Origin of the sequence: Fictibacillus aquaticus (assembly GCF_002245695.1) — a bacterium.
Lineage (GTDB): Bacteria > Bacillota > Bacilli > Bacillales > Fictibacillaceae > Fictibacillus > Fictibacillus aquaticus.
Genome location: NZ_NOII01000010.1, coordinates 50,740 through 71,849, shown reverse-complemented (window position 1 = coordinate 71,849; position 21,110 = coordinate 50,740). Strand labels below are relative to the sequence as shown.

At 42.6% G+C, this 21,110-nt stretch carries 24 protein-coding genes and 1 riboswitch; of the genes, 13 read left to right on the top strand and 11 right to left on the bottom strand.

Going from position 1 to position 21,110, the window contains the following annotated elements:
• Positions 1–187 precede the first annotated feature (187 nt).
• A complete protein-coding gene (locus CGZ90_RS15200) occupies positions 188–385 on the bottom strand; it encodes a DUF1272 domain-containing protein (RefSeq protein WP_094253386.1) in 198 nt (65 codons plus the stop codon).
• Between the two features lie 173 nt (positions 386–558).
• Between CGZ90_RS15200 and CGZ90_RS15195 the strand changes: the two genes are divergently transcribed.
• From CGZ90_RS15195 to CGZ90_RS20795, 6 genes are all read left to right on the top strand, one after another.
• Positions 559–720 carry a DUF3934 family protein gene (locus CGZ90_RS15195; RefSeq protein ID WP_094253385.1) on the top strand — a complete coding sequence of 54 codons (162 nt, stop codon included), beginning with the start codon at positions 559–561 and terminating at the stop codon, positions 718–720.
• Between the two features lie 239 nt (positions 721–959).
• A complete protein-coding gene (locus CGZ90_RS15190) occupies positions 960–2,432 on the top strand; it encodes a SulP family inorganic anion transporter (protein WP_094253384.1) in 1,473 nt (490 codons plus the stop codon).
• Positions 2,433–2,846: 414 nt separating this feature from the next.
• The gene (locus tag CGZ90_RS15185) at positions 2,847–3,173 is read left to right on the top strand and encodes an ArsR/SmtB family transcription factor (RefSeq protein ID WP_094253383.1); all 327 of its coding nucleotides are present in this window, start codon (positions 2,847–2,849) and stop codon (positions 3,171–3,173) included.
• Positions 3,174–3,263: 90 nt separating this feature from the next.
• Positions 3,264–3,431 (top strand): hypothetical protein, encoded by a 168-nt coding sequence (locus CGZ90_RS20800; protein WP_165766876.1) that lies wholly within the window; start codon positions 3,264–3,266, stop codon positions 3,429–3,431.
• Between the two features lie 14 nt (positions 3,432–3,445).
• Positions 3,446–4,312, top strand: coding sequence for a permease (locus tag CGZ90_RS15180; RefSeq protein ID WP_094253382.1), 867 nt, complete (start codon positions 3,446–3,448; stop codon positions 4,310–4,312).
• Between the two features lie 33 nt (positions 4,313–4,345).
• Positions 4,346–4,513, top strand: coding sequence for a hypothetical protein (locus CGZ90_RS20795; protein ID WP_165766875.1), 168 nt, complete (start codon positions 4,346–4,348; stop codon positions 4,511–4,513).
• A 49-nt stretch (positions 4,514–4,562) separates the two neighbouring features.
• On the opposite strand, the gene CGZ90_RS15175 is transcribed toward CGZ90_RS20795, so the two are convergent.
• From CGZ90_RS15175 to speD, 4 genes are all read right to left on the bottom strand, one after another.
• Positions 4,563–5,741 (bottom strand): MFS transporter, encoded by a 1,179-nt coding sequence (locus CGZ90_RS15175; protein ID WP_094253381.1) that lies wholly within the window; start codon positions 5,739–5,741, stop codon positions 4,563–4,565.
• A gap of 134 nt (positions 5,742–5,875) precedes the next feature.
• The gene (locus CGZ90_RS15170; RefSeq protein WP_094253380.1) at positions 5,876–6,205 is read right to left on the bottom strand and encodes a four-helix bundle copper-binding protein; all 330 of its coding nucleotides are present in this window, start codon (positions 6,203–6,205) and stop codon (positions 5,876–5,878) included.
• A gap of 61 nt (positions 6,206–6,266) precedes the next feature.
• A complete protein-coding gene (locus CGZ90_RS15165; protein ID WP_094253379.1) occupies positions 6,267–6,668 on the bottom strand; it encodes a hypothetical protein in 402 nt (133 codons plus the stop codon).
• Positions 6,669–7,519: 851 nt separating this feature from the next.
• On the bottom strand, positions 7,520–8,338 hold the full coding sequence (gene speD / locus CGZ90_RS15155) for an adenosylmethionine decarboxylase (RefSeq protein WP_094253377.1): 819 nt from the start codon (positions 8,336–8,338) through the stop codon (positions 7,520–7,522).
• 96 nt (positions 8,339–8,434) lie between these two features.
• On the opposite strand from speD, the gene CGZ90_RS15150 reads away from it, so the two are divergent.
• Entirely contained in the window at positions 8,435–9,130 is a 696-nt protein-coding gene (locus tag CGZ90_RS15150; protein WP_094253376.1) for a response regulator transcription factor, read from the top strand.
• Complete coding sequence (locus tag CGZ90_RS15145) at positions 9,123–10,181, top strand: sensor histidine kinase (protein ID WP_094253375.1); 1,059 nt, start codon at positions 9,123–9,125, stop codon at positions 10,179–10,181. Before CGZ90_RS15150 ends, CGZ90_RS15145 begins: the two co-directional genes overlap by 8 nt.
• A gap of 41 nt (positions 10,182–10,222) precedes the next feature.
• Here the strand turns inward: CGZ90_RS15145 and CGZ90_RS15140 are convergent, their stop codons facing one another.
• Positions 10,223–10,756: a dihydrofolate reductase family protein gene (locus CGZ90_RS15140; RefSeq protein ID WP_094253374.1), complete on the bottom strand. Its 534-nt coding sequence runs from the start codon at positions 10,754–10,756 to the stop codon at positions 10,223–10,225.
• A 96-nt stretch (positions 10,757–10,852) separates the two neighbouring features.
• Between CGZ90_RS15140 and CGZ90_RS15135 the strand changes: the two genes are divergently transcribed.
• Positions 10,853–11,812: a helix-turn-helix transcriptional regulator gene (locus CGZ90_RS15135; protein WP_094253373.1), complete on the top strand. Its 960-nt coding sequence runs from the start codon at positions 10,853–10,855 to the stop codon at positions 11,810–11,812.
• An 84-nt stretch (positions 11,813–11,896) separates the two neighbouring features.
• On the opposite strand, the gene CGZ90_RS15130 is transcribed toward CGZ90_RS15135, so the two are convergent.
• Together CGZ90_RS15130 and CGZ90_RS15125 are read right to left on the bottom strand one after the other, a co-directional pair.
• Entirely contained in the window at positions 11,897–12,682 is a 786-nt protein-coding gene (locus CGZ90_RS15130; RefSeq protein ID WP_094253372.1) for a polymer-forming cytoskeletal protein, read from the bottom strand.
• 13 nt (positions 12,683–12,695) lie between these two features.
• On the bottom strand, positions 12,696–13,319 hold the full coding sequence (locus CGZ90_RS15125; protein WP_094253371.1) for a YhbD family protein: 624 nt from the start codon (positions 13,317–13,319) through the stop codon (positions 12,696–12,698).
• 156 nt (positions 13,320–13,475) lie between these two features.
• On the opposite strand from CGZ90_RS15125, the gene CGZ90_RS15120 reads away from it, so the two are divergent.
• The gene (locus CGZ90_RS15120) at positions 13,476–14,027 is read left to right on the top strand and encodes a copper resistance CopC family protein (protein WP_094253370.1); all 552 of its coding nucleotides are present in this window, start codon (positions 13,476–13,478) and stop codon (positions 14,025–14,027) included.
• A gap of 1 nt (position 14,028) precedes the next feature.
• Positions 14,029–14,139: riboswitch (guanidine-I (ykkC/yxkD leader) on the top strand.
• A 51-nt stretch (positions 14,140–14,190) separates the two neighbouring features.
• Complete coding sequence (gene sugE, locus CGZ90_RS15115) at positions 14,191–14,517, top strand: quaternary ammonium compound efflux SMR transporter SugE (protein ID WP_094253369.1); 327 nt, start codon at positions 14,191–14,193, stop codon at positions 14,515–14,517.
• On the opposite strand, the gene CGZ90_RS15110 is transcribed toward sugE, so the two are convergent.
• The 3 genes from CGZ90_RS15110 to CGZ90_RS15095 all read right to left on the bottom strand — a co-directional run bounded on the left by CGZ90_RS15110 (position 14,512) and on the right by CGZ90_RS15095 (position 18,535).
• Positions 14,512–15,606, bottom strand: coding sequence for a GerAB/ArcD/ProY family transporter (locus tag CGZ90_RS15110; protein WP_094253368.1), 1,095 nt, complete (start codon positions 15,604–15,606; stop codon positions 14,512–14,514). The two genes, sugE and CGZ90_RS15110, sit on opposite strands and share 6 nt — an antisense overlap.
• A 262-nt stretch (positions 15,607–15,868) precedes the next feature.
• Positions 15,869–17,023, bottom strand: a complete 1,155-nt coding sequence (locus tag CGZ90_RS15100; RefSeq protein WP_094253366.1) for a Ger(x)C family spore germination protein — start codon at positions 17,021–17,023, stop codon at positions 15,869–15,871.
• An 18-nt stretch (positions 17,024–17,041) separates the two neighbouring features.
• Positions 17,042–18,535 (bottom strand): spore germination protein, encoded by a 1,494-nt coding sequence (locus CGZ90_RS15095; RefSeq protein ID WP_094253365.1) that lies wholly within the window; start codon positions 18,533–18,535, stop codon positions 17,042–17,044.
• A 270-nt stretch (positions 18,536–18,805) separates the two neighbouring features.
• On the opposite strand from CGZ90_RS15095, the gene CGZ90_RS15090 reads away from it, so the two are divergent.
• Complete coding sequence (locus CGZ90_RS15090; RefSeq protein ID WP_094253364.1) at positions 18,806–19,537, top strand: YwaF family protein; 732 nt, start codon at positions 18,806–18,808, stop codon at positions 19,535–19,537.
• Positions 19,538–19,650: 113 nt separating this feature from the next.
• On the top strand, positions 19,651–20,991 hold the full coding sequence (locus CGZ90_RS15085; RefSeq protein WP_094253363.1) for a hemolysin family protein: 1,341 nt from the start codon (positions 19,651–19,653) through the stop codon (positions 20,989–20,991).
• Positions 20,992–21,110: the final 119 nt, after the last annotated feature.

Here is a 21,110-nt window from a genome sequence, read left to right as displayed (position 1 = left end):
GGGGCTGAACGAGTGCCCTAACCTATTAAGCGTACCATTGAACGTTTTTAAGTTCCAACAATCTGCTTAAATCAATGGCTGTCTAAGAATTAAACAAATGTTTAAATTCATTTAGAGAAAGTGCAGTATATTTTCAGTCCTGATAAGTAAGTAAAAAAGCACGCCGCCTGCGTGCTCTTCCTGTCTATTAAGTATTCAAGCTGCAGGAATTCTGCGCAGGCCGAGGTCTCCTTACAAGTTCACCACCGCAGTTCGGGCAGACGTTTTTCATTTCAGCTGTACAAGGTTCACAGAACGTACATTCATGAACACAAATGTAAACGAGCGAGTGTCCTTTAACAGATGACTCACAGCGTTCACATTGTTCTCTCATTTCAAGTGCCATAATCACTGCCTCCTTAACATTTTCAGGTAAAATATAACATTTCATACAAAAGAGTAAAAGAATTCTGCCTTTCAGCAAGTTTATACTTTCTGTTTCATTGTGTAATGTTATGATTGAAAAGTTAATTTTATTAAAATGATTAAAAACATAGTAGGAAATTGAGGGATGCTGTTATGAGTAAAGCAAAAGGCAAAGGCGGAACGGGAAGAGGTACTGGAAAGAAAGGGTGGAACCGCTGGAAGTCAAGCGCTAAGAAGAAGGGGCCAAAACCTTATGTGAGCAAAGGCGCTAAAAAGCAAAAAGAAGAAACTAACGCCGAAAACAATGACTTTTAAAATATCCATGAAGCAATGCGGTTTTTAAAATGCCTCCAATCAGGGGGCTTTTTTGTTTTCCGCAGATAATCATTGAAAACATAAGTAATTCAAAGAAAATAGGCTTGTTATTCGCTTACATAATCCATACACAATTTTACAGTCCTATGCTATAATGCAACTCGTTGACATCGGCCCCGACTTTCATGAGAGTTGAAAGTCATTCATTTTAAATAAAAAAGTTGGAGAGGTGTTTTTGGTTGGATTTACAGACAATTAAACATGAGTGGTTTGGGAATATCAGAGGAGATATTCTCGCAGGTATAGTAGTAGCATTGGCGCTAATCCCTGAGGCAATTGCTTTTTCGATTATTGCTGGGGTTGACCCGATGGTTGGCTTATATGCCTCGTTTTGTATTGCCGTAGTGATTGCGTTCGTTGGCGGCAGACCAGGAATGATTTCTGCAGCAACAGGTGCGATGGCATTACTGATGACGACGCTTGTTGCCGATCATGGTCTGAAGTATTTACTTGCAGCGACCATTCTAACAGGAGTTATACAAATCCTGATCGGTGTGCTGAAGCTAGGCAAATACATGAAATTTATTCCCCGGTCCGTTATGGTTGGATTTGTGAACGCTCTGGCTATCCTTATCTTTATGGCTCAGCTTCCACACTTTGCTGGCGAATCATGGGTGATGTATGCGATGGTGGCAGGCGCTCTTGCCATCATTTATCTGTTCCCGAGGGTTACGAAAGCTGTTCCGTCACCGCTTGTGGCAATTATAGTCATTACCATAATAGCAATTGCAACTGGATCTTCGGTGCGTACTGTTGGCGATATGGGAGAATTGACACAGGCTCTGCCTATGTTCTTAATTCCTGATATTCCGCTAAACTTTGAGACATTGAAAATCATTTTCCCTTATTCATTTGCCCTTGCATTAGTCGGTTTATTAGAATCTCTCTTAACCGCTCAAATCGTGGACGATATGACAGACACGGAAAGCGACAAGAATAAAGAAGCAAAAGGGCAAGGGATGGCAAACATCGTTGCTGGATTCTTTGGCGGCATGGCGGGATGTGCAATGATCGGCCAGTCGGTCATTAACGTGAAATCTGGGGGACGCGGAAGACTGTCTACATTTGTTGCGGGTACATTCTTGATGGTGCTTATTATTTTATTGAATGATATTCTTGTATCCATACCGATGGCTGCGCTTGTTGGCGTCATGATCATGGTGTCAATTGGCACGTTTGACTGGTCTTCGTTAACAAAGCTTCACGTTATGCCTAAGACCGATGCAGCCGTCATGATCGTAACAGTGGTAACAGTCGTTCTGACACATGATCTTTCAAAAGGCGTACTGGCTGGAGTAATTTTAAGTGCATTGTTCTTTGCCTCTAAAATATCGAAAGTGAATGTCGAAACGAGAACAGATGAAGTTCTTAACATTAAAACATATACGGTGAGAGGGCAGCTTTTCTTCGCCTCTGTTACTGATTTTATTTCAAAGTTTGATGTTACAGAGAAGGCAGATAAAATCATTATTGATTTCTCGCAGACACATTTATGGGATGATTCTGCGGTAGGTGCGATTGATAAAATCGTGATTAAATATCGTATGAATGGTACAGATGTCGAGATTGTTGGCTTGAACGAAGAGAGTGCGGCTCTCGTTTCTAAACTTGCTGTTCATGATAAAGCAGAGACTAATTTTTCTGCTCATTGATAGGGTATACAAAAGGGTACACGTGAAGTGTGCTCTTTATTTCGTTTAAATTTACAGAATATTTTGAAATTTAATTAATGAGCCGTTATTATATTGTTAAACGCGATTTCAAAAGGGTGGTGAGCAGATCATGTTTATCCATGAAACTAATTTCCGGAAAAAAGCCTTTGAAAAGCTCTTTAACATAACAGAACCTGAAGATCATTATAATGGTATACACAATTATTGTTTGGCAGCACTGGGATTGCTGACGATTTTATTAAGCAAATTTGCAGCTTAGAATGAGCTCATCTATTTCAGAGCTCATTTTTATTAAACTAAATATCAATTTTTTTTGATTTAATAGTTGCATTTAATAAAATATGGAATATAATGAAGTTACATCAAATAAAATTGATGTAAGGAGCGATTGCTATGAATAAAGAAATTCCACTCATCAACACTTCAGAAACCGTGGATTTTAAGCGTTATGAAAAAAAGTTTAAAGCGCTGTCTGACCAGAAGAGATTGCAAATCATCAACATTCTGGCATCGAAAGGAACGGTCTGTGTTTGCGATCTTGCACCGATGATCGACATGCCGCAATCAAAATTATCCTATCACTTAAAAATTTTGCTTGATGCTGAACTCATTAAGAAAGAGACAAGAGGAACGTGGAACGATTACTCTTTAAATGTTAAGGAAGTGAGGAGTCTTCTGTCCGACCAGCTGTGCTGCATCTTTCTTCCGTCTGGTTGTTAAATGCTGCTTTTAAAGCAGTTTTTATTTTAAAAATACATCAAATTTTTTTGATGTATTAATCAAGAAAAATTGATATAAGGAGAGGAAAAAATGAATTCATATTACTTAGAAAAAATGGCTGAGGAAAAAATGAAGCAGTTTGAAAAGGATGCTAGTAATTATCGCACAGTGAAACATTCTGCAAAGAACCATTTGTTTTCTTTTATTGCGAACCTGAGGAGTGAAAATAAGAAGCACATCGCAGCTTGCTGTGCTTGAGGAGGAGAAAGAAGATGCTCGCTGAAACGTTCAAAAGCTTTTTGGCAATCGCAATCGAACTAACCATACTTTTTGTCGTGATTTCATTCTTGATCAATCTGCTCCAGTCCTACATTCCATACGAGAAGGTTGAAAAGCATCTAGGGGGTAAAAATAAAATTTTTGCTGCTTTCTTCGCGCTCATATTCGCGTTCGTCACGCCATTCTGTTCATGCTCGACTATACCGGTTGTCGTAAACATGCTTAAAAAGAAGATGCCATTTTCAATAGTAATGATTTTCTTGTTCGCTTCACCCGTGCTAGATCCGACCATCATCACCATTATGGGTGTCATATTAGGATGGAAAGTGACCGTAATGTATACCGTCATCACGGCAATCTTTTCTGTAGTAATCGGCTTCACGCTTGCTGCACTTGGCTTTGAAAAATCAGTAAAGAATGTTGTGATGAAAGGCTATGAAGAAAGCAATAAGAAATTCGATTGGAAAGCAGCTTGGCAGGAGACCATGCAGCTTATGAAAAGTGTGTATCCGTACCTGCTGATCGGAGCGGCAATCGGAGCTGTCATTCATGGACTGGTGCCGACCAAGTGGATTGCTGGTACGTTTGGAAGCGGAAATTGGTGGCTTATACCGCTTGCAGCTGTAATAGGAATCCCGCTTTATATCCGCCTGTCGAGCATGATCCCGATTTCTCAGGTGCTGATCGCAAAAGGAATGGCTCTCGGACCGGTTATGGCTCTGATGATCAGCTCAGCGGGAGCAAGCCTTCCCGAAGTGATATTGCTGAAATCCATCTTTAAAAAAGAGCTAGTTATCACGTTTGTACTATCAGTGATGACAATGTCTACCGTTTCCGGATTTATCTTTTATCTCATCTAATTATAAGGAAATTACTGAAAGGAGGTGAAGAACGTGAACTTTATTAAAAAGCTAGTTGGAACGAAAAAAGGCAGCGATTGCTGCGGAGTTGAAATAATCGAAGTAGAAACCAGTGAAGAGTCTTGCTGCAGTTCAGAGGCAGAAACTGAATCCGGCAGCTGCTGTGAGGATGAGAAGGATGCAGGCTCTTGCTGCGCGTAATGACGAAGAACAATAAAATGCAGGCCAGCGGAATCCGCCAGCCTGCATTTTATTTTTTTTGATCCAAATAATAGCTTGAGAATGTGAGTAGACTTGCAGCGACTGCAACAAGACCGCCTGCCCATGTGACGTCGAGAAGTCCGGCTTGTTCATATACGATACCGCCGAGTGCTGAACCAAATGCGATGCCGACGTTGCTTGCGACAGGCATTAGCGATGCTGCAAGGCTCGTTGCGTTCGGCTGGTATTTTCCTGCTAGGTCAATTAAATAAAGCTGAGTAGAAGTGGTAAGAAGTATTCCTGTTAAAGACATGAGCCCAATATTAATCATGCCCGCAAGGTAGCTTCCTGTCGTCCAATACAGTGCGAAAAGAACGAGCGCCTGAACGAGAAAGACAAAACGAAGGCGTCCGATGCCGTTGCGGCTCGCAATCTTGCCGGCGAGTATGTTGCTGAATATAGAGATGATGCCGTATGCGAACAATATTAAGCTGATTGATCCGCTTGCTACACCCATTCCTTTTAAAATTGGAACAAGGTAAGTGTACACAGCATATAGAGCACCAAATCCCAGTGCAGGAATAAAGAACGCCATCATAATTCGCGGGTGAATCAAGAGCATAATCTGATCTTTGATCGAACCGCGCTCTTGACTAAGCTTTGAAGGAAGCACTTTGTATGATGACAATAATGCGCACAAGCCAAGCAGTGTCGTTAGGATGAATGTAGCGTGCCAGCTGAACATTCCTGCGATAAAGGTTCCAAGCGGAACACCGATCACATTGGCAAGTGTAAAACCGCCAAACACAAATGAAATAGCAAGCCCGCGTTTTGCATCAGGAACCGATTCGCTGGCGACAACCATTGCTAGCGAAATCAGCACTCCTGTTACGATAGCTGTCAGCATCCGGAACACCATAAGCAGTGTGTAGCTGCCAGTAAATACACAGGCTAGATTAAGGATGATGAATACAGCGATAAGTGTGAGCATCCATTTCCGTTTAGGATAATGGCTAGTTGCCGACATGACGACCGGTGTAGCCACAGCGAACGTGATGGCAAAGGCGGAAACCAATGTTCCTGCTTTTGCGTTCGTGATATGAAGGCTATGTGAAATATCGGTTAAAATGCCGACGATGACGAACTCGCTCGTTCCGAGGACAAATGTCAGGAGTGACAATGTTAATATAAGCAGCCAATGCTGTCTGGATAGTTTTGCAGCTTGCATAAGAACCTCTTTTCATAGATGAGAACAGTATATAATCAACAATTTCTAATCTTAACATAACCTTCTCTTTGGAAAAATAAAAAAACTCCCGCATCATACAAGATGTGAGAGTTCGTAACTTTCATACTTTCAGTTTAGGCAGCCATTTTCCGGCACGCCTCAGCACAGCGGAAGCAGGCTTCGGCACACTTCTGACAATGTTCATGATCATGTTTTTTGCATTCGGTGCCGCACGCTTCACAAATTTCTGCACACAGTTGACAGATCTGGATAGCAAAGGGGCTGTTTCTTAACATAGCGTCAGCAGCATAGCCACAGATGTCCGCACATTCTCTGTCAAGCCGGATACATTCAGCCATCATCTTAACATCTTCCTCTTGCAGGCAGGAGTCAAAGCAATAATTGCAAGCTTTCAAGCATGCAAGGCATTCATCAATACATTCCTGAAAATTTTCATGAGACATAGTATCCCTCCTAAAAAAATGTTCACATACATAATGTACCTCGAGGGATAATTATGAAACGCTACTCTTTATGAATCCATTCAGATTTTTCGTTTTTTGATGAATATCCTGATAGTGTTACTTTATTGTCTTTAATACGGTACAAATAAACCGCGTCCGGCTCATTTAAAAAAACAGCTTCTATCGAACCAGGGCTGCGAAATACTCCTTCTCCTCTCCGTAAGACCCATTGCTCATCTTTGTATTTGGTTTGCAAATAAGATTCTACGTGGTCCATATTTTCCATTACATCAAGCTTTTCCTGATCGTGGCGCGCGATAAAATAAACTGTTTCCCCAATAGATAGCAGCAATGCAGCTGCGAGAAACATCACTTTCCATTTTTTCAGAACCAGGGAAAGCCCGCCTAATATCAGCACCGGAGCGATGGCGATCATGCATGTAACAACAGCAAGAGAAGACATTATGAGTGGCACTTCCTTTTTTATTTGATGTTTAATGTATTCTTCATTACTTCTTCACAACCTGTAGTTAAGCTAAAAAAGATGGATGATCTTCATGTTCATCCGCTTGATGAAAAGGACCAGATGCAAAATTTGCTACATCATTCCATGACAAAGGTGTATACAAAATATTGGGGAAATTTCAGCAGGACGGAGAGCTGTTTATTGCTGATTTTACGGTTGAAGTGGAATAACAACAAAAAGCCTGCCACATACTGGAGGGCACTGAATTAAGTTTTTAACAAAGTGTGGTGCGATGATTTCCGTTCCAGGGTGCTGAGCTTTCCGCGGGGCGTGCGGTGAGCCCCTTTGCCGCTACGCGCCCTAAAGGGTCTCACCTTCCCGCTCGTTCCGCTGGAATCTCGCACCCTTCCGCTTCAATCACTCCAAGTTTTCATCAAATATGAATAAAAAACGACAAATAAATAAGGGGCTACACCGCCTCGACTCTCATTGTCGAGGCGGTGTAGCCCTATCTTTTTTATTATTAGGCTTCAAATACACGTCTTTTTTAAAAAGATTGATACATGGTTGCTTTTGAACGATTTGTTTGTATGGAAGGTCAGCGGTAATTCCTCTGAGAAATCCAACGATTACCAAATAGAAATGCTTCCAATTTTTTTGATTACTGAATCATCTTGAATTCATCATTGGTAAAGTTGATCGGAGTGTAAGGTGCCGACTCCTGCGGGACAAGCAGGAAGGTGAGACCACTCAATGTCGCGTAGCGACGAGGGGGCTCACCGCCTGCCCCGCGGAAAGCGTGCACCTGAAACGGAGAGCAACCTCTTCTCTGAAATCTAGCCTATATTTTAACGATGTTTCATGTTCCGTCCGTAAAAAATTTCATCCATCTCAGCTTGGAGCTGCTGCGTAATCTTTTCTCGTTCACTCGAACTGAGCGTATCCTTCGAGTAGCCAAAAAGATAGTTGTTCAAGTCGAATTCCTTAAGGCGACACTTCGTATGAAAGACGTTTTCCTGATAAATGTTCGTATCGATCATATCGAACATGCTTTTGTGCTCTTGTGAGATATAATTCTGAATAGATGTGATGTCATGATCGATGAACAGCTTTTCGCCATTAATGTCCCTTGTGAATCCGCGGACACGGTAGTCGACTGTCATAATGTCTGTATCAAAGAAATCAATCAAATGATTAAGAGCTTTAAGCGGTGAGATCTCTCCGCATGTTGAAACATCGATATCCGCACGAAACGTTGATATGCCTTCATTCGGATGAAACTCTGGATACGTGTGAACGGTCAGATGACTTTTATCGAGCTGCATAACGACAGAGCCGGGCATAGCCCCGAGTTCTTCGTCTTCGTAAGCTTCTGCAGGAACCTCTACAATAGGTCCTTCTGATACAAGAAGGGTTACGCTCGCTCCTTGTGGAACATAATCTTGTTTGGCGACGTTAAGCACGTGCGCTCCGATCGTATCAGAAACGGTATTTAAGATTTTAGTCAAGCGGTCGGCATTGTACTGCTCATCAATGTACTCGATGTACGCTTCACGCTCTTCCTTCGTCTTCGTGTAGCAAATATCATACATATTAAAACTTAATGATTTTGTCAGGTTATTGAAACCATGAAGCTGGATGCGTTCTTGTCCTTGAGGCTGATTCATTTCTCTAAAATCCCCTTTATCTCTTAGTAAGTTTACTCATAACCATAAGATACCCTTAGCCGGTTTTAAAAAAACAATGTGGCAGGAGGCTGAAGAATGAAAACCATTTTAATCGTAGATGATGAACCGAAATTAACCGAAGTCATCTCTTCTTATTTGAAAAAAGAAGGCTTTCAGACAGCAGAAGCAGAAAACGGAAAAAGAGCTCTCGAACTGATAAATAGCCTTAGCGTGGATTTGGTTGTATTGGACTTAATGCTCCCCGATATGAATGGGGAAGAGGTTTGCAAGATTATTCGGCAAGAATCAGATGTACCGGTACTGATGCTGACAGCTAAGGTGAAGGAAGAAGACCGAATAAACGGTCTGTATGTGGGTGCGGATGATTACATGGTTAAGCCGTTCAGCCCGCGTGAGCTTGTGATGCGGATCAAAACGGTCTTGCGCCGAACGGAAGGATCACAGCTGCTGGCGGAAAAAATCTCTTATAATAACGGTCAGCTTGTGATTGATGCAGGCGAACAGGAGGTTTTCGTACACGATAAAAAGGTGAGCTTAACACCGAACGAATATAAAACTTTACTCGTTTTTGCACGCCATCCAAAGCGGCCGTTTTCTAGGGAAGAATTAGTCGAGAAGGTTCTCGGCTACGATTTTGAAGGAAGCACACGCACGATTGACCAGCATGTGAAGAACCTGCGGCAGAAAATAGAGAAGGATCCGAAAGCACCTCAATACATTCAGACCGTTTTTGGAGTCGGCTATAAGTTTGCTGGAGGATCTAATGTTTAGACGGCTCGCAATCAGTTTTGGTGCCGCAGCATCGATCATCCTCTTAATCGCAAGTCTCGTCATCATCTATGAAGTGCATTATCATTTGATGATGTTTGAGGAGGATGTGAAAGGATTTGGGGAATCAAGTGCACTTGTGCATCATTTTGAGCAAGCGCTCTTGAGTTCGATCATCTGGACAGCTGCAGGGTCCTTGATCCTTGTTGCTGTGATCAGTTATTTTGTCGCTAAAAATCTTTCCAGACCGCTCGTCCAGATGAGAAAAGCAGCTGAAAAAATGGCAGGCGGAGAATTAGAGGTAAGGATTGAAACAATCGGCAATGACGAGTTGAACGATCTTGGCACGTCATTAAACGAGCTCGCTTCACAGCTTCAAAAACAGGAGGAGGCGCGGAAAACACTTACAGCGGATGTTGCCCATGAGCTTCGTACTCCGCTAGCCACAGTAAAAAGCCATATTGAAGCAATCGAGGATGGAATCTTTGATCCTACCCCAGAAAGGATGAGCGGGCTGAGAGAAGAGATAGACAGGCTGATTTACCTTGTACAGGATCTCGAACAGCTGACTGATATGGAATCACCGCAGTTCACGCTTAAGAAAGAGAGCGTAAACTTAGGGGAGCTTTTACTAAAAAATGCGGAGCCGCTGAAAGCTTCTTTTACGCAAAAAGGAGTGCTGCTCAATTTGAACACGCAGGGTAATACAGTAGTTGAAGCTGATCCAAAGAGGATCGCACAGATAATGTTCAACTTGATGAGCAACGCACTTAAATACACCCCCTCAGGAGGAAGAGTGAATGCAGAGGTGTTTGAAGAGATCGGAAGCGTTGTGTTGGCTGTGAAAGATACTGGTATTGGGATTAAGGAAGCTGAACTGGATCGCATTTTTGACCGTTTTTATCGGACGGAAAAATCCCGTAACCGCGAATATGGCGGAAGCGGAATTGGATTGACCATCGCAAAGAAGCTTGTTGATGCCCATTGCGGCGACATTTGGGTAGAAAGCAAGCCTGGTTATGGAACAGCCTTTTATGTGAGGCTATATAAATGAAGCATCAGCACCCCAGCCTTATTTTAGACTGGGGTGCTCGTTTATTCTGCTCTTACATAAGTACTTTGCACAAACTGCCCGTAAGTCCGGCTGTTTGTCAGTTTCAGCTTGATCTCTTGCGGGAATTTTGTAAACAAAGGTATCCCTTCACCAAGAAGGACTGGAGTTACTGTAATGATGTATTCGTCGATCAAATTTTCTGACATGAACGCTTCAATTACTTTTGATCCGCCAACCACCCAGATATTTTTGCCTGGCTCTCTGCGTAACTTTTTTACAATAGAAGCGACATCTTCATTAGAGAAACTAATTTTCGGATCCTCGCCTTTGCCAGAAGAAGTCAAAACAATGTTGTGTTTATCATAATGCGGATACTCATTATTCATCATTTGTAAAACATGTTCATAAGTTGCTCTTCCGGATATCATTGTATCAATTGTGTCATAGAATTCAGTATAGCCATTGCTTCCTTCGCCTTCAACGGCAAAAAGCCATTCAAGACTTCCGTCAGTTTTCGCAATATAACCGTCTAGACTCACGGCAATAAATAATACGACTTTACGTGTATGTTCCATTACAAAGCCTCCTGTTTGTGTTTTATTGTTTTAATTGTACATTTGAAATATGTCATGTTGTGTCTTATTTAAGATTTTTTTAGGAGGAATTTTAGAATGAGAGCGGACCGGTTAATGAACATCCTCATCCTGCTTCAAAACAGGGGAAAGATTACGACGGGGGAGCTTGCTGAAGAGCTGGAAGTTTCAGAGCGTACGATTCAGCGGGATATGGATGCTCTTACAACGGCTGGTGTGCCAGTGTTGGCAGAGCGCGGCAAAGCAGGCGGATGGCGGCTGTATGATGATTTCAAAACGAAGCTCAGCGGGTTGAATAAGGAAGACATCCGGTCACTGTTTATCTTTCCTTCTAAAACGCTGCTCGAAGACCTTGGACTAGGAACGGGACTTGATACACGTGAAAAACTGTTATCTTCGCTTGCTGGCCCATATCAAGAAGAAGCGCAGCACATTAGAGACAGAATCTACATTGATTCAGAAGGCTGGAAAGAAAACGGTCATAAAAAGGACGAAGCTTTGCCTGAGATATTTACAGCTGTTTTTGAAAACAGAAGGATAAAGATTGAATATGAAAAGATTAATGGGGATATTATTAACCGGACAGTAGAACCACTCGGGCTGGTTGCACAAAAAGGTAACTGGTATCTCGCTGCGAGTCACGATGGGCAGCTCCGAAGCTATCGTGTTTCGCGTGTGTTAACTGCTCATCTTCTGGATGAAGTGTTTGAAAGACCGGATGGATTTCATCTGGAGGAGTATTGGAGACAGTCTAAAAAGGATTTTGCCGCAGAACTTCCTACGTTTGAGGTAGAAGTAGATATTTCAGCGGATATCGCCAAGCGTGTTCACTTTTCTGCAGGGAAGTTCATGAAAGTCGTCCGTCCGCCATTGAAAAAAGGGGAGCGGATGCGGGCTGTCTTTCATTTTCAAAGTGAACAGGAAGCCGTTGAGTTCATACTCGGTTTCGGGACGAAAATGACGATCATTAAACCAAAGAAACTGATTAAGAAAATTGTGGCTGAAGCCGTTTCGGTGATCAGTTATTATGAGGACTGAGTCAAGGCAGCTGAGATGCTGTCTTTTTTATATTCAAAAAAAGGCTGCCCAAAGTGTTGTGACACTGCTGGGACAGCCAGGCTATTATACTTTTTTCTCAGATTGGACGGATGCTCCGCTGCGGACGTCTAGATGATCTTTATACTCCACAAGCCCGATCTCGCAGCCTTTCCCGATTACAATATGATTGCCGCGTACGACCTTTGCAAATGTGTTTTCAAGCACGATGTTATCACCCTCAATGACCTCTGCAGTTAAGCGGTCATCGTGGCTTGGAAACAGCTTGCGGAGAATCTTTTTCCATGGCGATGCAAACTCTGTGTTTTTAACTTCGATGTCTTTACCGCCCATCTCCTTCACTTTGCATTCTCCATATAAATCGACTTCAATAGATTCTGCATTTAAAAGACCATGAATATTGAACTGTCCTTTGGCGTGAAAATCCTCTGCTGAGCAGCTGCCTTCAATCTTCGCTCTTCCGCGGATTGAAATTTCATCACACGAAAGATCGTTCTTAAATGTGGCAGAACCGTTTACTTCACATTCCTTCGCTTCGGCGTTTCCGGCAACAGTGGCGGAGCCGTTGATACTAAGCTCGCGGCACGCCAGGTTTTTTTCAATCGTACCGGACCCCATAATGGTTACTTCATCGGCATTGACAGCGCCTTGGATTTTGGCGGACCCGTTGATTTTAACTTCTCGTGCCGTGATGCTGCCATAAACATTGGCGCTGCCGTTTGCTTTGAAAAGAGAGCAGTTGATGTCTCCTTGGATCTTGCCAGAACCATTTACTTTTACATCCTCATAAAATCCCCCGGCAGCGCTGCCGGACCCTGAAATGGTTAAATCGGTGCGGGTGGTTTGTTCCATCTCTTGATTCCTCCTACGTTAGCTGAATTTTTAATTGCTCGGCAAATCCATTAAGATTGAGGGATGCGATAACTTTTGTTTGGGAGTCAAGAAGAAGCTCACAGGATGTTGGAATGAATAAGACAAGCGGAACTCCCATTTTGCGAATTAAAAGAATGTTCATGTCTTGGCCTTGAAGCTTTTCGCGGTGGTCTGAGAAGGTTTGCAGAAGCAGATCGGCTTCAGTAAGCGTCATGTCTCCTTGGTGGAGAAGGTGGTCGGTGATGCGAAGCTGCACGATTTCAAGAAACGAATACTCTTGCTTTGTCCCAAGCAGCCTAGTAGAAAGCTCCAGTGTAGTGGGTGAAACAATGTTCCGTTCTGTAAGCTGGCTTGATGTCATACTTGCTGCAGCAGGCTGAGGGGAAAACATATCAGCGAGGTCATCAAGGGAGACGTCATCTTTTAAATTCATGATTTTCTCGACGCGTTCTATAATGCTCTTGCGAGGAAAAAAGGTTTCCTGGCCGGTGAAAGTGGACTTGCGTATAAACCATGATTCAGGGATGAGTTTTTTCCTTTTCCAACGGTACAGCTGTCCGTATGAAATACCCGCATGTTCGAGGAGATCTTTTTTGGAGATCAAATCATTTTCCATTATATCCCTCCTTTGTTATATCCAATGTAACATAACATTGTTACGCTGTAAAACATATTGTGAACAATCTTTATCAAAATTGTCGTCTGACTTGTAGGAGAACGTAAAACGTACTATGATGACGTTATCAATTTACTAATATATACAGGAGCGGTTATGATGAAAAAATGGATTGCAGCTCTTTTTGTGCTGCTGCTCATAGTGTCGCCTCAGAAGTCGTTTGCTCATTCAGGGCTGGTTAAGTCTGAGCCTGCAGAGGGGAGTACAGTGACTGATAATAACGTTAAGTTTCTGCTTACGTTTAATACAGAAATTGAGAATCTGAGCCGTATAAGAGTAACAGATTCAAACGGTAAAGAAGTAGCTCTCATGCAAATGGCAGCGAAAGGCAACGAACTTGTCAGCGAGAGCGAGAACGCGATGCCAAACGGAACATACAATGTGTATTGGAAAATTATCGGGGAGGACAGCCACGTCGTTCAAGGGTCTTATAAGTTTACGGTGAAGGCGGAAGAGCAGATTGAGGCGAAACCGCCAGCAGCCAAAAATGATGACGGGGTGAAAAAAGAGGAGAAAACGAAAAATGAAGTGAAGACAGAGAACAAAAAGAACACACCTGAGTTTTCGTCTTTGCTTTATATTTTGGTTGGACTTGCAGCACTTGCAGTAGTTTTAGGGTTAATCATAGGTAAAAGAAGAAAAAAATAAGTGAAAAGTTTTCTAGGGTTCCGCCGGGCGATAAAAGTACGGGGCTGGTCCGAGAGAAAACGCACAGATGTATATGAATCTGTGTACACGGAAGGATAAAAGCCTGGGAGGATATTGATGTTAATATCTTTCCCGGCTTATTTTTATGAGGAGGTTTATTATAATGGCTTGGTTTTATCTTTTTATTGCAGGGATTTTTGAGATCGTATGGGCAATCGGACTTAAATATACAAATGGATTTACGAAGCTCTGGCCGTCTGTTGTAACAGCAGCGGGGATGATCATCAGTTTTTATTTTTTGTCTCAAGCAACAAAAGTGCTGCCGATCGGAACGGCTTATACCATCTGGACCGGAATAGGTGCGGCAGGTGCAGTCATTCTTGGCATAGTACTCTTTAATGAACCGAAAAGCTTAATGCGCTTTTTGTTTCTATCACTTATCATAGCAGGCATTATCGGGTTAAAGGCTACAGCAGGCAGTCAGTCATGACTGCCTGGCTTTTTTTATCATAGTTGCAAGTACAACGATGATGAGCGGGATAAAACCGAAGAAAAAAGTGACCAGTGGCTCCAAAACAGAGCCAGATTCACCTAACTCTACTTCATTTTTATACATGGTAAGAGACAGGAAAAACACAATGATAGTGATGAGCGACAGCAGCTGTTTCTCTTTTATGCCAACAAGTCTTGTGATGGCAGCATCTGCGATAAACAGAAGAAGTGTAATTTTCATATATGTTCCAAGTATAATTGCGATTCCAAAAATGGCTTCAACCCTTTCGACGATCTGGCCGATACTGATCAGCTGTGCGAGGATGTATAGCGGAAATTTCTTAGAAAAAACCAGTGGTCCAAGGGCCATCAAAGAGGCTGCAATCGTCAAAGTAAGCAGGATGCCATTAATGGCAAGTCCGATATATAAGTATTTGCCAAGTGCTTTCTGTTCGTTCTGATTCCGGTAAACAAGCAGCATGGAAAAGTACAATATATCCATGTACGGAAAGCCAAACCCAACGTAAACACCGTTTAAAACAGGCTTGATCCCCTCAGGGAATATAGGCAGGAGCTGGTGAAACTCATAGAATGGCAGAGGCAGGAGAAGCATTAACAAGACTATAGCAAATAGAATATACATTAAGAGGTGGAACATGCGTGCGATGATTTCTATTCCAGCCATTGCGGTTAAGCCTGCCGTAAGCAGGATGAGGAAATGAAATACATAAAGCGGTGTCTCTCTCATCATGGATGTAGTGAAATACTGGCTCATTCCATAAACGATATTGCCTGAAATATAAAGTATGATCAGTAAAAAAAGGCCGATTACAATAATGGCTCCAATCTTGCCAAGAGCTTTCTGAGAATGTTCTACATAACAAAGCCCGGGATTTTGTTTTTCTAGATAAAGAATTAAGAACAGTATAATAAATCCGATGCCATTCGCTGCCAGCATGGAAACCCAAGCTCCGTTCTTGCTGGCTGCGAGCATGGGACCTTGGATGTTAATGATTGCTGAACCTGTCAAATAAGTTTGAAACAGGACGGCGAGCTGCCATGTACTGATTTTTTCAGCACTGTTCATTTTGTTTACTCCTTTCTTCACGATTGAAAGTAGGCGTTAACATACTGTGCGGCGGGACCCAACAGCTGTTTAAAGAAGTCATCGAGGTTATAACGGCTATTGTCTGTGAAATAAAGAAACCCCAGATAAAAGGCGCCGACGCACAAAATCAAATGATATTTTTTAGCAGAAGAATTTTGTTTTGCTTTTTTGTAGTCCCAATATAAAACCGCTAAAATGCAGCATAGTACAAATATTTTTTCGAACATGAATGGTTTCTCCTTTAGCCGCCGACTTTAAATGGTTCTCCGGAATCTATCCCTGAATTGATGATGTTTACTTTTGTGTCAACATTAAACTTCACTTTAGGATACAGCTTATCCCAATCCTGCTTTATACTCTGCCACTTCTTTGTTTTATGACGGTACAGCTCATTACCGACACCCAGAACATCCAACCGTTCTTTCTGGGTTTTCTTCAACAACTGTGACAGCTTCATTTCAATAACAGCTGCGACACGGTTGTTCAGCTTTTCAATCTGTGTACTGTCTAGAGCTGATGAGCACCTTAATTCTCCAATGCTGACCTTCATTTCAACTTTTCCATCATATTGGATTTGATTTTTTGAAGTATGCATTTTCCAATTCGTACTTGATGTGACAACCTCGAACGTTTCCGCTTTGTCCTTCGCATCTTTTCCGCAAGGTACCTCAATTATCGCTCCTTTCAGTTCGTTAAGGCCGATCATTAAATATTTTGTTTCTTGAGGTGTAAATATTTTTTTTAGCTTACCATCCTTCAAAACGGCTAAACCAGCGACGACAACACTGTCTTTCGCAGTCTTTTCCTCTTTGATATATGGCACATATGCGATACCCACTTCGCTTAACATCTGCTTTCCAAGTGTGAAAAGTGTAGCAGGATATGTTTTCCCGCTATGTTCACCAGCAGCCTTTGAAATCTCATTCAGCTGCTGGCTTATCGTGTTTTCTACGTGCGGCTTTGTTTTTAAATATTTTGGAGCTTCTCCTTTTGTCAGAGCAATCCCGGTTAGAATCCGTGGTTCGTGATCGCGGTAAAAAAATTCGAGCACTTCGTTTAAAGGAACTTTCTTCGCTGTTTTCTCATCGATCAGAATAAATCGCATATGGCCCCAAGTTGCTTTACGGCCAAGATGTGTTGTGATATCTCTGATGGCTTCAAATACGGTATCGCCCTCAGTAGCTATGTTTAAAAAAGATACATCGCTTCCTCCGCCTGAAGAGGCTATTTTTGCCGCAGGTTTATAAAATTGAGTTGTTAGTTTAAAACGGTCTTTTTTGTACTCGATCGCAATAGATTGGACAAACCCGTAATCAGGAAGTTCAGCTTGATCCCAGCACCCTGTCAGAAGTCCAAGGCATAAAAGGGATATAAATATTTTCCGATTGATAAACATGGTTCTCCCTGCCTTGCTTCAAGAGCGTGTCTTGAACATATTTTTCTTGCCTGGCCCTTTCAGAAGTTTCTTGAGTGTTAATCTCATTAACCCGTCTCTCAATATAACCGTGTTGTTTAAGTTGAGCGCACCTAAGTAAGACTGGTTCATTACCTTCAGCTTCGACAGGTGGAGGAAGAGCAGGATGAACCCGATAAGTAATCCGAAGCCTCCGAGGGTAGCAGCCAGAATCATGAAGGGAAGCCGGATGATGCGGGCAGCAAAACCGAAATCATATTGTGGTATGGAAAAGGAAGCAATGCCCGTCAGGCCGATGACAACGACCATGATAGGAGACGCGATACCGGCATTAATGGAGGCCTCCCCGATAATGAGGGCTCCAACAATACTGACAGTTGATCCAATCGGTTTTGGAAGACGGATTCCTGCCTCTTGAAGCAGTTCAAAGAAAAAAATCATGATAAGAGCCTCGATTACGGCTGGAAAAGGGATGCCTTCCCGTGTATCTAAAATGGCAATAAGCAGTACAGTTGGTATTAGTTCTGCGTGAAAAGTGGTCAATGCAATATAAATGCTTGGCAGCGTCAAACTTAAAATAAAGCCTGCTATCCGAAGCTGGCGGATAAGCGATGAAAAAGTGGATCGCTGATAATAATCGGATGCGGATTGGAAGAACTCATGAAACATTCCCGGGCAGATAACGATTGTTCCTGTACCTTCCACCATCACGATAATTTTCCCTTGTAAGAGAGCAGCAGCAGCAACATCCGGCCGTTCAGTAATTCGGAATTGCGGAAAAGGTGTGAGCGTAGAGTCTTCAATCAGCTCAGCGATATAAGAGGTTTCAAGAATCTCCTCTGAAGCGATTTTCTCAATTCTTTTTTCAAATTCTTTGAGCATGTCCTTATCACACGTGCCTGCTAAGTACCCATATGCCCAGCGCGTACGTGTTCTTTTTCCAGCATTCTTGTAGTGTATTTTAAGATCAGACGATTTAAGACGTGCACGGATCAGACCGATATTCTTTGTGAGGTTCTCAATCGTGCCTTCACGCGGGCCAGTAACAACCATCTCGTTCTGCGGTTCAGCCACAGACCTTTTTTCAACCGAATAAGAGTTATAGCTGAGTGCCTGGTTCCATCCATCAAATAAAATGATGATGTGCCCGGTCATGATTTGTTCGGATACATCCTTTAAAGTATGAGGAGTCTTTACTGGGCGTTCAGTCACGCCGCGGCGCAGGAAGAAATGCTGCACGTCATGCGAGGTAAGGGGGATGCCAGGACTTAATCGTTCTGAAACGAGGTCCTGCAGCGCCATTTTCAGCAGATTTTGCTTCTCATTCTGAATGATCGATGTGCAGTAGACGACTACCGCCTCCTGCTCGTAGTCGGCGCCGAACTGATAGGATTCAAAAATAATATCTTCACAGCCTTGAAACAGGCTTTTTAGAAACGTGATGTTCTTATTAAAATCTATAGACAATGTCTGCGAAACTGATGTTTTTTCCATGATGTCCGCCCTCAAATTGTTGTTGTACTAGTAATGTTTGGTAATGCGGCGTAAGTTATGCATGTAGATTGTCGTGGAGCTGTGTGTCTTTTTCAGGAAGACACTTCTGAGGGAATGTCCATATGGGGTACCGTACCCCATAAAAAGGAACCTATAAAGGAAACAGCCGATTCATTAGCGAATTAGTGCATTGCTTAAAATATTCCTGTTTTTCTTGAATACATATGTAATAATCACTTGCAGCGCAATGCATAAAAAAGGGGGGAGAGAATGGAGCATTTCTTTGGAATGGAGTTTAAACCTTTTCATATGTTCGGTACGGCACATCTAGTGTCAATGGCAGTAATTCTCGCAGCGATTCTATTGTTCTTGCCGCTAAGGATGTTTTTTACTGGCAGAGCAGATAAAGTGTTCCGCTGGGTTCTTGCAGGGGTACTGATATGTTGTGAAATAACCTATCATGCGTGGGCAGTGTACAACGGGAACTGGGACATTTCAAAGCATTTGCCGCTGCAGCTATGCAGTTTGAGTATCCTGGCTTCAAGCATCCTGCTGCTGACAAACAACACAAAGTTCTTTCCTTTTGTTTATTTTGCCGGGTTTGTAGGGGCAACACAGGCGCTGATAACTCCTGAGCTGGAAGCGTCATTCCCGCATTATCGTTTCTTTGATTATTTCGTCGCGCATGGGGCTATAGTGGTAGCTGCGATGTATTATGTGATCGTGAAGCGTGTGCGTCTGCGGCTTGTGAGCCTTTTTAAGACTTTTGGCTTCATTAATGCCTATGCGCTTTTCGTTTATGTCATTAACAGCCTCATTGGAAGCAATTATATGTTTTTGATGAAAAAGCCGGAAAACGGCAGTATCATTGACTTTTTGGGACCGCATCCTTGGTATATTCTATCGCTGGAGGCCGTGGCTTTTGTCCTGTGCCTGATCGCTTATTATCCTGTCAGAAGGACGGAAAAACTCGTGCCATTTCAGCATTCTTCAAAGTTATAAGTTGTTATTATAAGCATTAGCCGTTTTTTGTGGTAAAATGGTGTTTAACTATATAAAAAACCCAGGAGGTGACAACTCTCGTATCTCGGCTTTTTGAGGTACAGAGGGTCTAATTGGACATATTAAAGTTAATCGTGGTAGCTCTTCTCATTCTATTAACGGCATTTTTCGTGGCGGCAGAATTCGCAATCATCCGTGTTCGCCGGACACGCATCGACCAATTAGTGGAGGAAGGGAACAGAAAAGCTTTAGCGGTTCGTAAAGTCATTTCCAATCTCGATGGCTCGCTCTCCGCGTGCCAGCTTGGAATTACGATTACAGCCCTAGGACTGGGCTGGCTAGGTGAACAAACGATGGAGCATCTGCTTCATCCGGTTTTTGAAAGATTAGATGTAGATAAAGCGCTCGCAACAACCGTTTCAGTTATTCTTGCTTTTGCAGTGATTACATTCTTGCATGTAGTACTAGGAGAGCTTGCTCCAAAGACGATTGCCATTCAGCAGGCAGAATCAGTCAGTCTGCTATTAGCCGGGCCTTTATTATTATTTTATAAATTGATGTACCCGTTTATCTGGCTTTTGAACGGAAGCGCACAGATTTTGACAAGGATGCTTGGTTTTAAAGCGGCGTCTGAACACGAGGTGTCACACAGCGAAGAAGAGCTTCGTTTAATTTTGAGCGAAAGCTACAAAAGCGGTGAGATCAATAAATCAGAATTCAGCTATGTAAATAAAGTGTTCGATTTCGATGATCGAGTGGCAAAAGAAATCATGGTTCCGCGCACAGAAATGATGTGTGTATACATGGATAATACGATGGAAGAAAACCTCGAGATTATCATGCAGGAAAAGTATACGCGTTATCCTGTTGTTGGAGAAGACAAGGACCATGTACTTGGAATGATCAACTCAAAAGAAATCTTTTTTGATCTTATAAATGGTGAAAAGCATGACTTGGAGCATTACATTCGTCCCGTATTGAGTGTGTTTGAAGCGACACCGATCAAAGAGACGCTTGTAAAGCTTCAGAAAAACAGGTTCCACATGGCCATCCTAGTCGACGAGTACGGCGGAACAGCCGGCCTTGTAACGATTGAAGATATCATGGAAGAGCTTGTAGGGGAGATCCGCGACGAGTTTGACGAAGACGAGTCCCCAATGATCATGGATCTTAAGCCGAACATTAAAGTTCTTGATGGCAAGGTTCTGATCGCTGATGTTAACGAGATGTATGCTCTTGATATCGATGACAGCGAGCTTGATACGATCGGCGGCTGGATGCTTTCGATGAACTCTGATATACAGGCAGGGGAGTCCCTCTTGCATGAAGTATACGAGTTTAAGGTGATTGAGATCGAAGGCCATCAGATCAAGAAAATACAGGTGCGGAAGACTGAGACAGTGAAAGAAGAGCCGATGACAGAGCCTTCAGCGGAAAGATCTTTTAATAATTAAACGAAAACAGCACCCGGAGCATAATCCGGGTGCTGTTTTTATTTTGGCTGTTTGTACAAATTGTGGTGCAATTGGTAGAAAGTTCAGCGCGTTGTCACTGCAGTGATGCTTTGATGCTT

What these genes read in the sequence shown, in the direction of transcription:
- CGZ90_RS15200 (WP_094253386.1), bottom strand. Translation starts at nt 385, where the DNA reads ATGGCACTTGAAATGAGAGAACAATGTGAACGCTGTGAGTCATCTGTT.
- CGZ90_RS15195 (WP_094253385.1), top strand. Translation starts at nt 559, where the DNA reads ATGAGTAAAGCAAAAGGCAAAGGCGGAACGGGAAGAGGTACTGGAAAG.
- CGZ90_RS15185 (WP_094253383.1), top strand. Translation starts at nt 2,847, where the DNA reads ATGAATAAAGAAATTCCACTCATCAACACTTCAGAAACCGTGGATTTT.
- CGZ90_RS20800 (WP_165766876.1), top strand. Translation starts at nt 3,264, where the DNA reads ATGAATTCATATTACTTAGAAAAAATGGCTGAGGAAAAAATGAAGCAG.
- CGZ90_RS15180 (WP_094253382.1), top strand. Translation starts at nt 3,446, where the DNA reads ATGCTCGCTGAAACGTTCAAAAGCTTTTTGGCAATCGCAATCGAACTA.
- CGZ90_RS15175 (WP_094253381.1), bottom strand. Translation starts at nt 5,741, where the DNA reads ATGCAAGCTGCAAAACTATCCAGACAGCATTGGCTGCTTATATTAACA.
- CGZ90_RS15170 (WP_094253380.1), bottom strand. Translation starts at nt 6,205, where the DNA reads ATGTCTCATGAAAATTTTCAGGAATGTATTGATGAATGCCTTGCATGC.
- CGZ90_RS15165 (WP_094253379.1), bottom strand. Translation starts at nt 6,668, where the DNA reads ATGTCTTCTCTTGCTGTTGTTACATGCATGATCGCCATCGCTCCGGTG.
- speD (WP_094253377.1), bottom strand. Translation starts at nt 8,338, where the DNA reads ATGAATCAGCCTCAAGGACAAGAACGCATCCAGCTTCATGGTTTCAAT.
- CGZ90_RS15150 (WP_094253376.1), top strand. Translation starts at nt 8,435, where the DNA reads ATGAAAACCATTTTAATCGTAGATGATGAACCGAAATTAACCGAAGTC.
- CGZ90_RS15145 (WP_094253375.1), top strand. Translation starts at nt 9,123, where the DNA reads ATGTTTAGACGGCTCGCAATCAGTTTTGGTGCCGCAGCATCGATCATC.
- CGZ90_RS15140 (WP_094253374.1), bottom strand. Translation starts at nt 10,756, where the DNA reads ATGGAACATACACGTAAAGTCGTATTATTTATTGCCGTGAGTCTAGAC.
- CGZ90_RS15135 (WP_094253373.1), top strand. Translation starts at nt 10,853, where the DNA reads ATGAGAGCGGACCGGTTAATGAACATCCTCATCCTGCTTCAAAACAGG.
- CGZ90_RS15130 (WP_094253372.1), bottom strand. Translation starts at nt 12,682, where the DNA reads ATGGAACAAACCACCCGCACCGATTTAACCATTTCAGGGTCCGGCAGC.
- CGZ90_RS15125 (WP_094253371.1), bottom strand. Translation starts at nt 13,319, where the DNA reads ATGGAAAATGATTTGATCTCCAAAAAAGATCTCCTCGAACATGCGGGT.
- CGZ90_RS15120 (WP_094253370.1), top strand. Translation starts at nt 13,476, where the DNA reads ATGATGAAAAAATGGATTGCAGCTCTTTTTGTGCTGCTGCTCATAGTG.
- sugE (WP_094253369.1), top strand. Translation starts at nt 14,191, where the DNA reads ATGGCTTGGTTTTATCTTTTTATTGCAGGGATTTTTGAGATCGTATGG.
- CGZ90_RS15110 (WP_094253368.1), bottom strand. Translation starts at nt 15,606, where the DNA reads ATGAACAGTGCTGAAAAAATCAGTACATGGCAGCTCGCCGTCCTGTTT.
- CGZ90_RS15100 (WP_094253366.1), bottom strand. Translation starts at nt 17,023, where the DNA reads ATGTTTATCAATCGGAAAATATTTATATCCCTTTTATGCCTTGGACTT.
- CGZ90_RS15095 (WP_094253365.1), bottom strand. Translation starts at nt 18,535, where the DNA reads ATGGAAAAAACATCAGTTTCGCAGACATTGTCTATAGATTTTAATAAG.
- CGZ90_RS15090 (WP_094253364.1), top strand. Translation starts at nt 18,806, where the DNA reads ATGGAGCATTTCTTTGGAATGGAGTTTAAACCTTTTCATATGTTCGGT.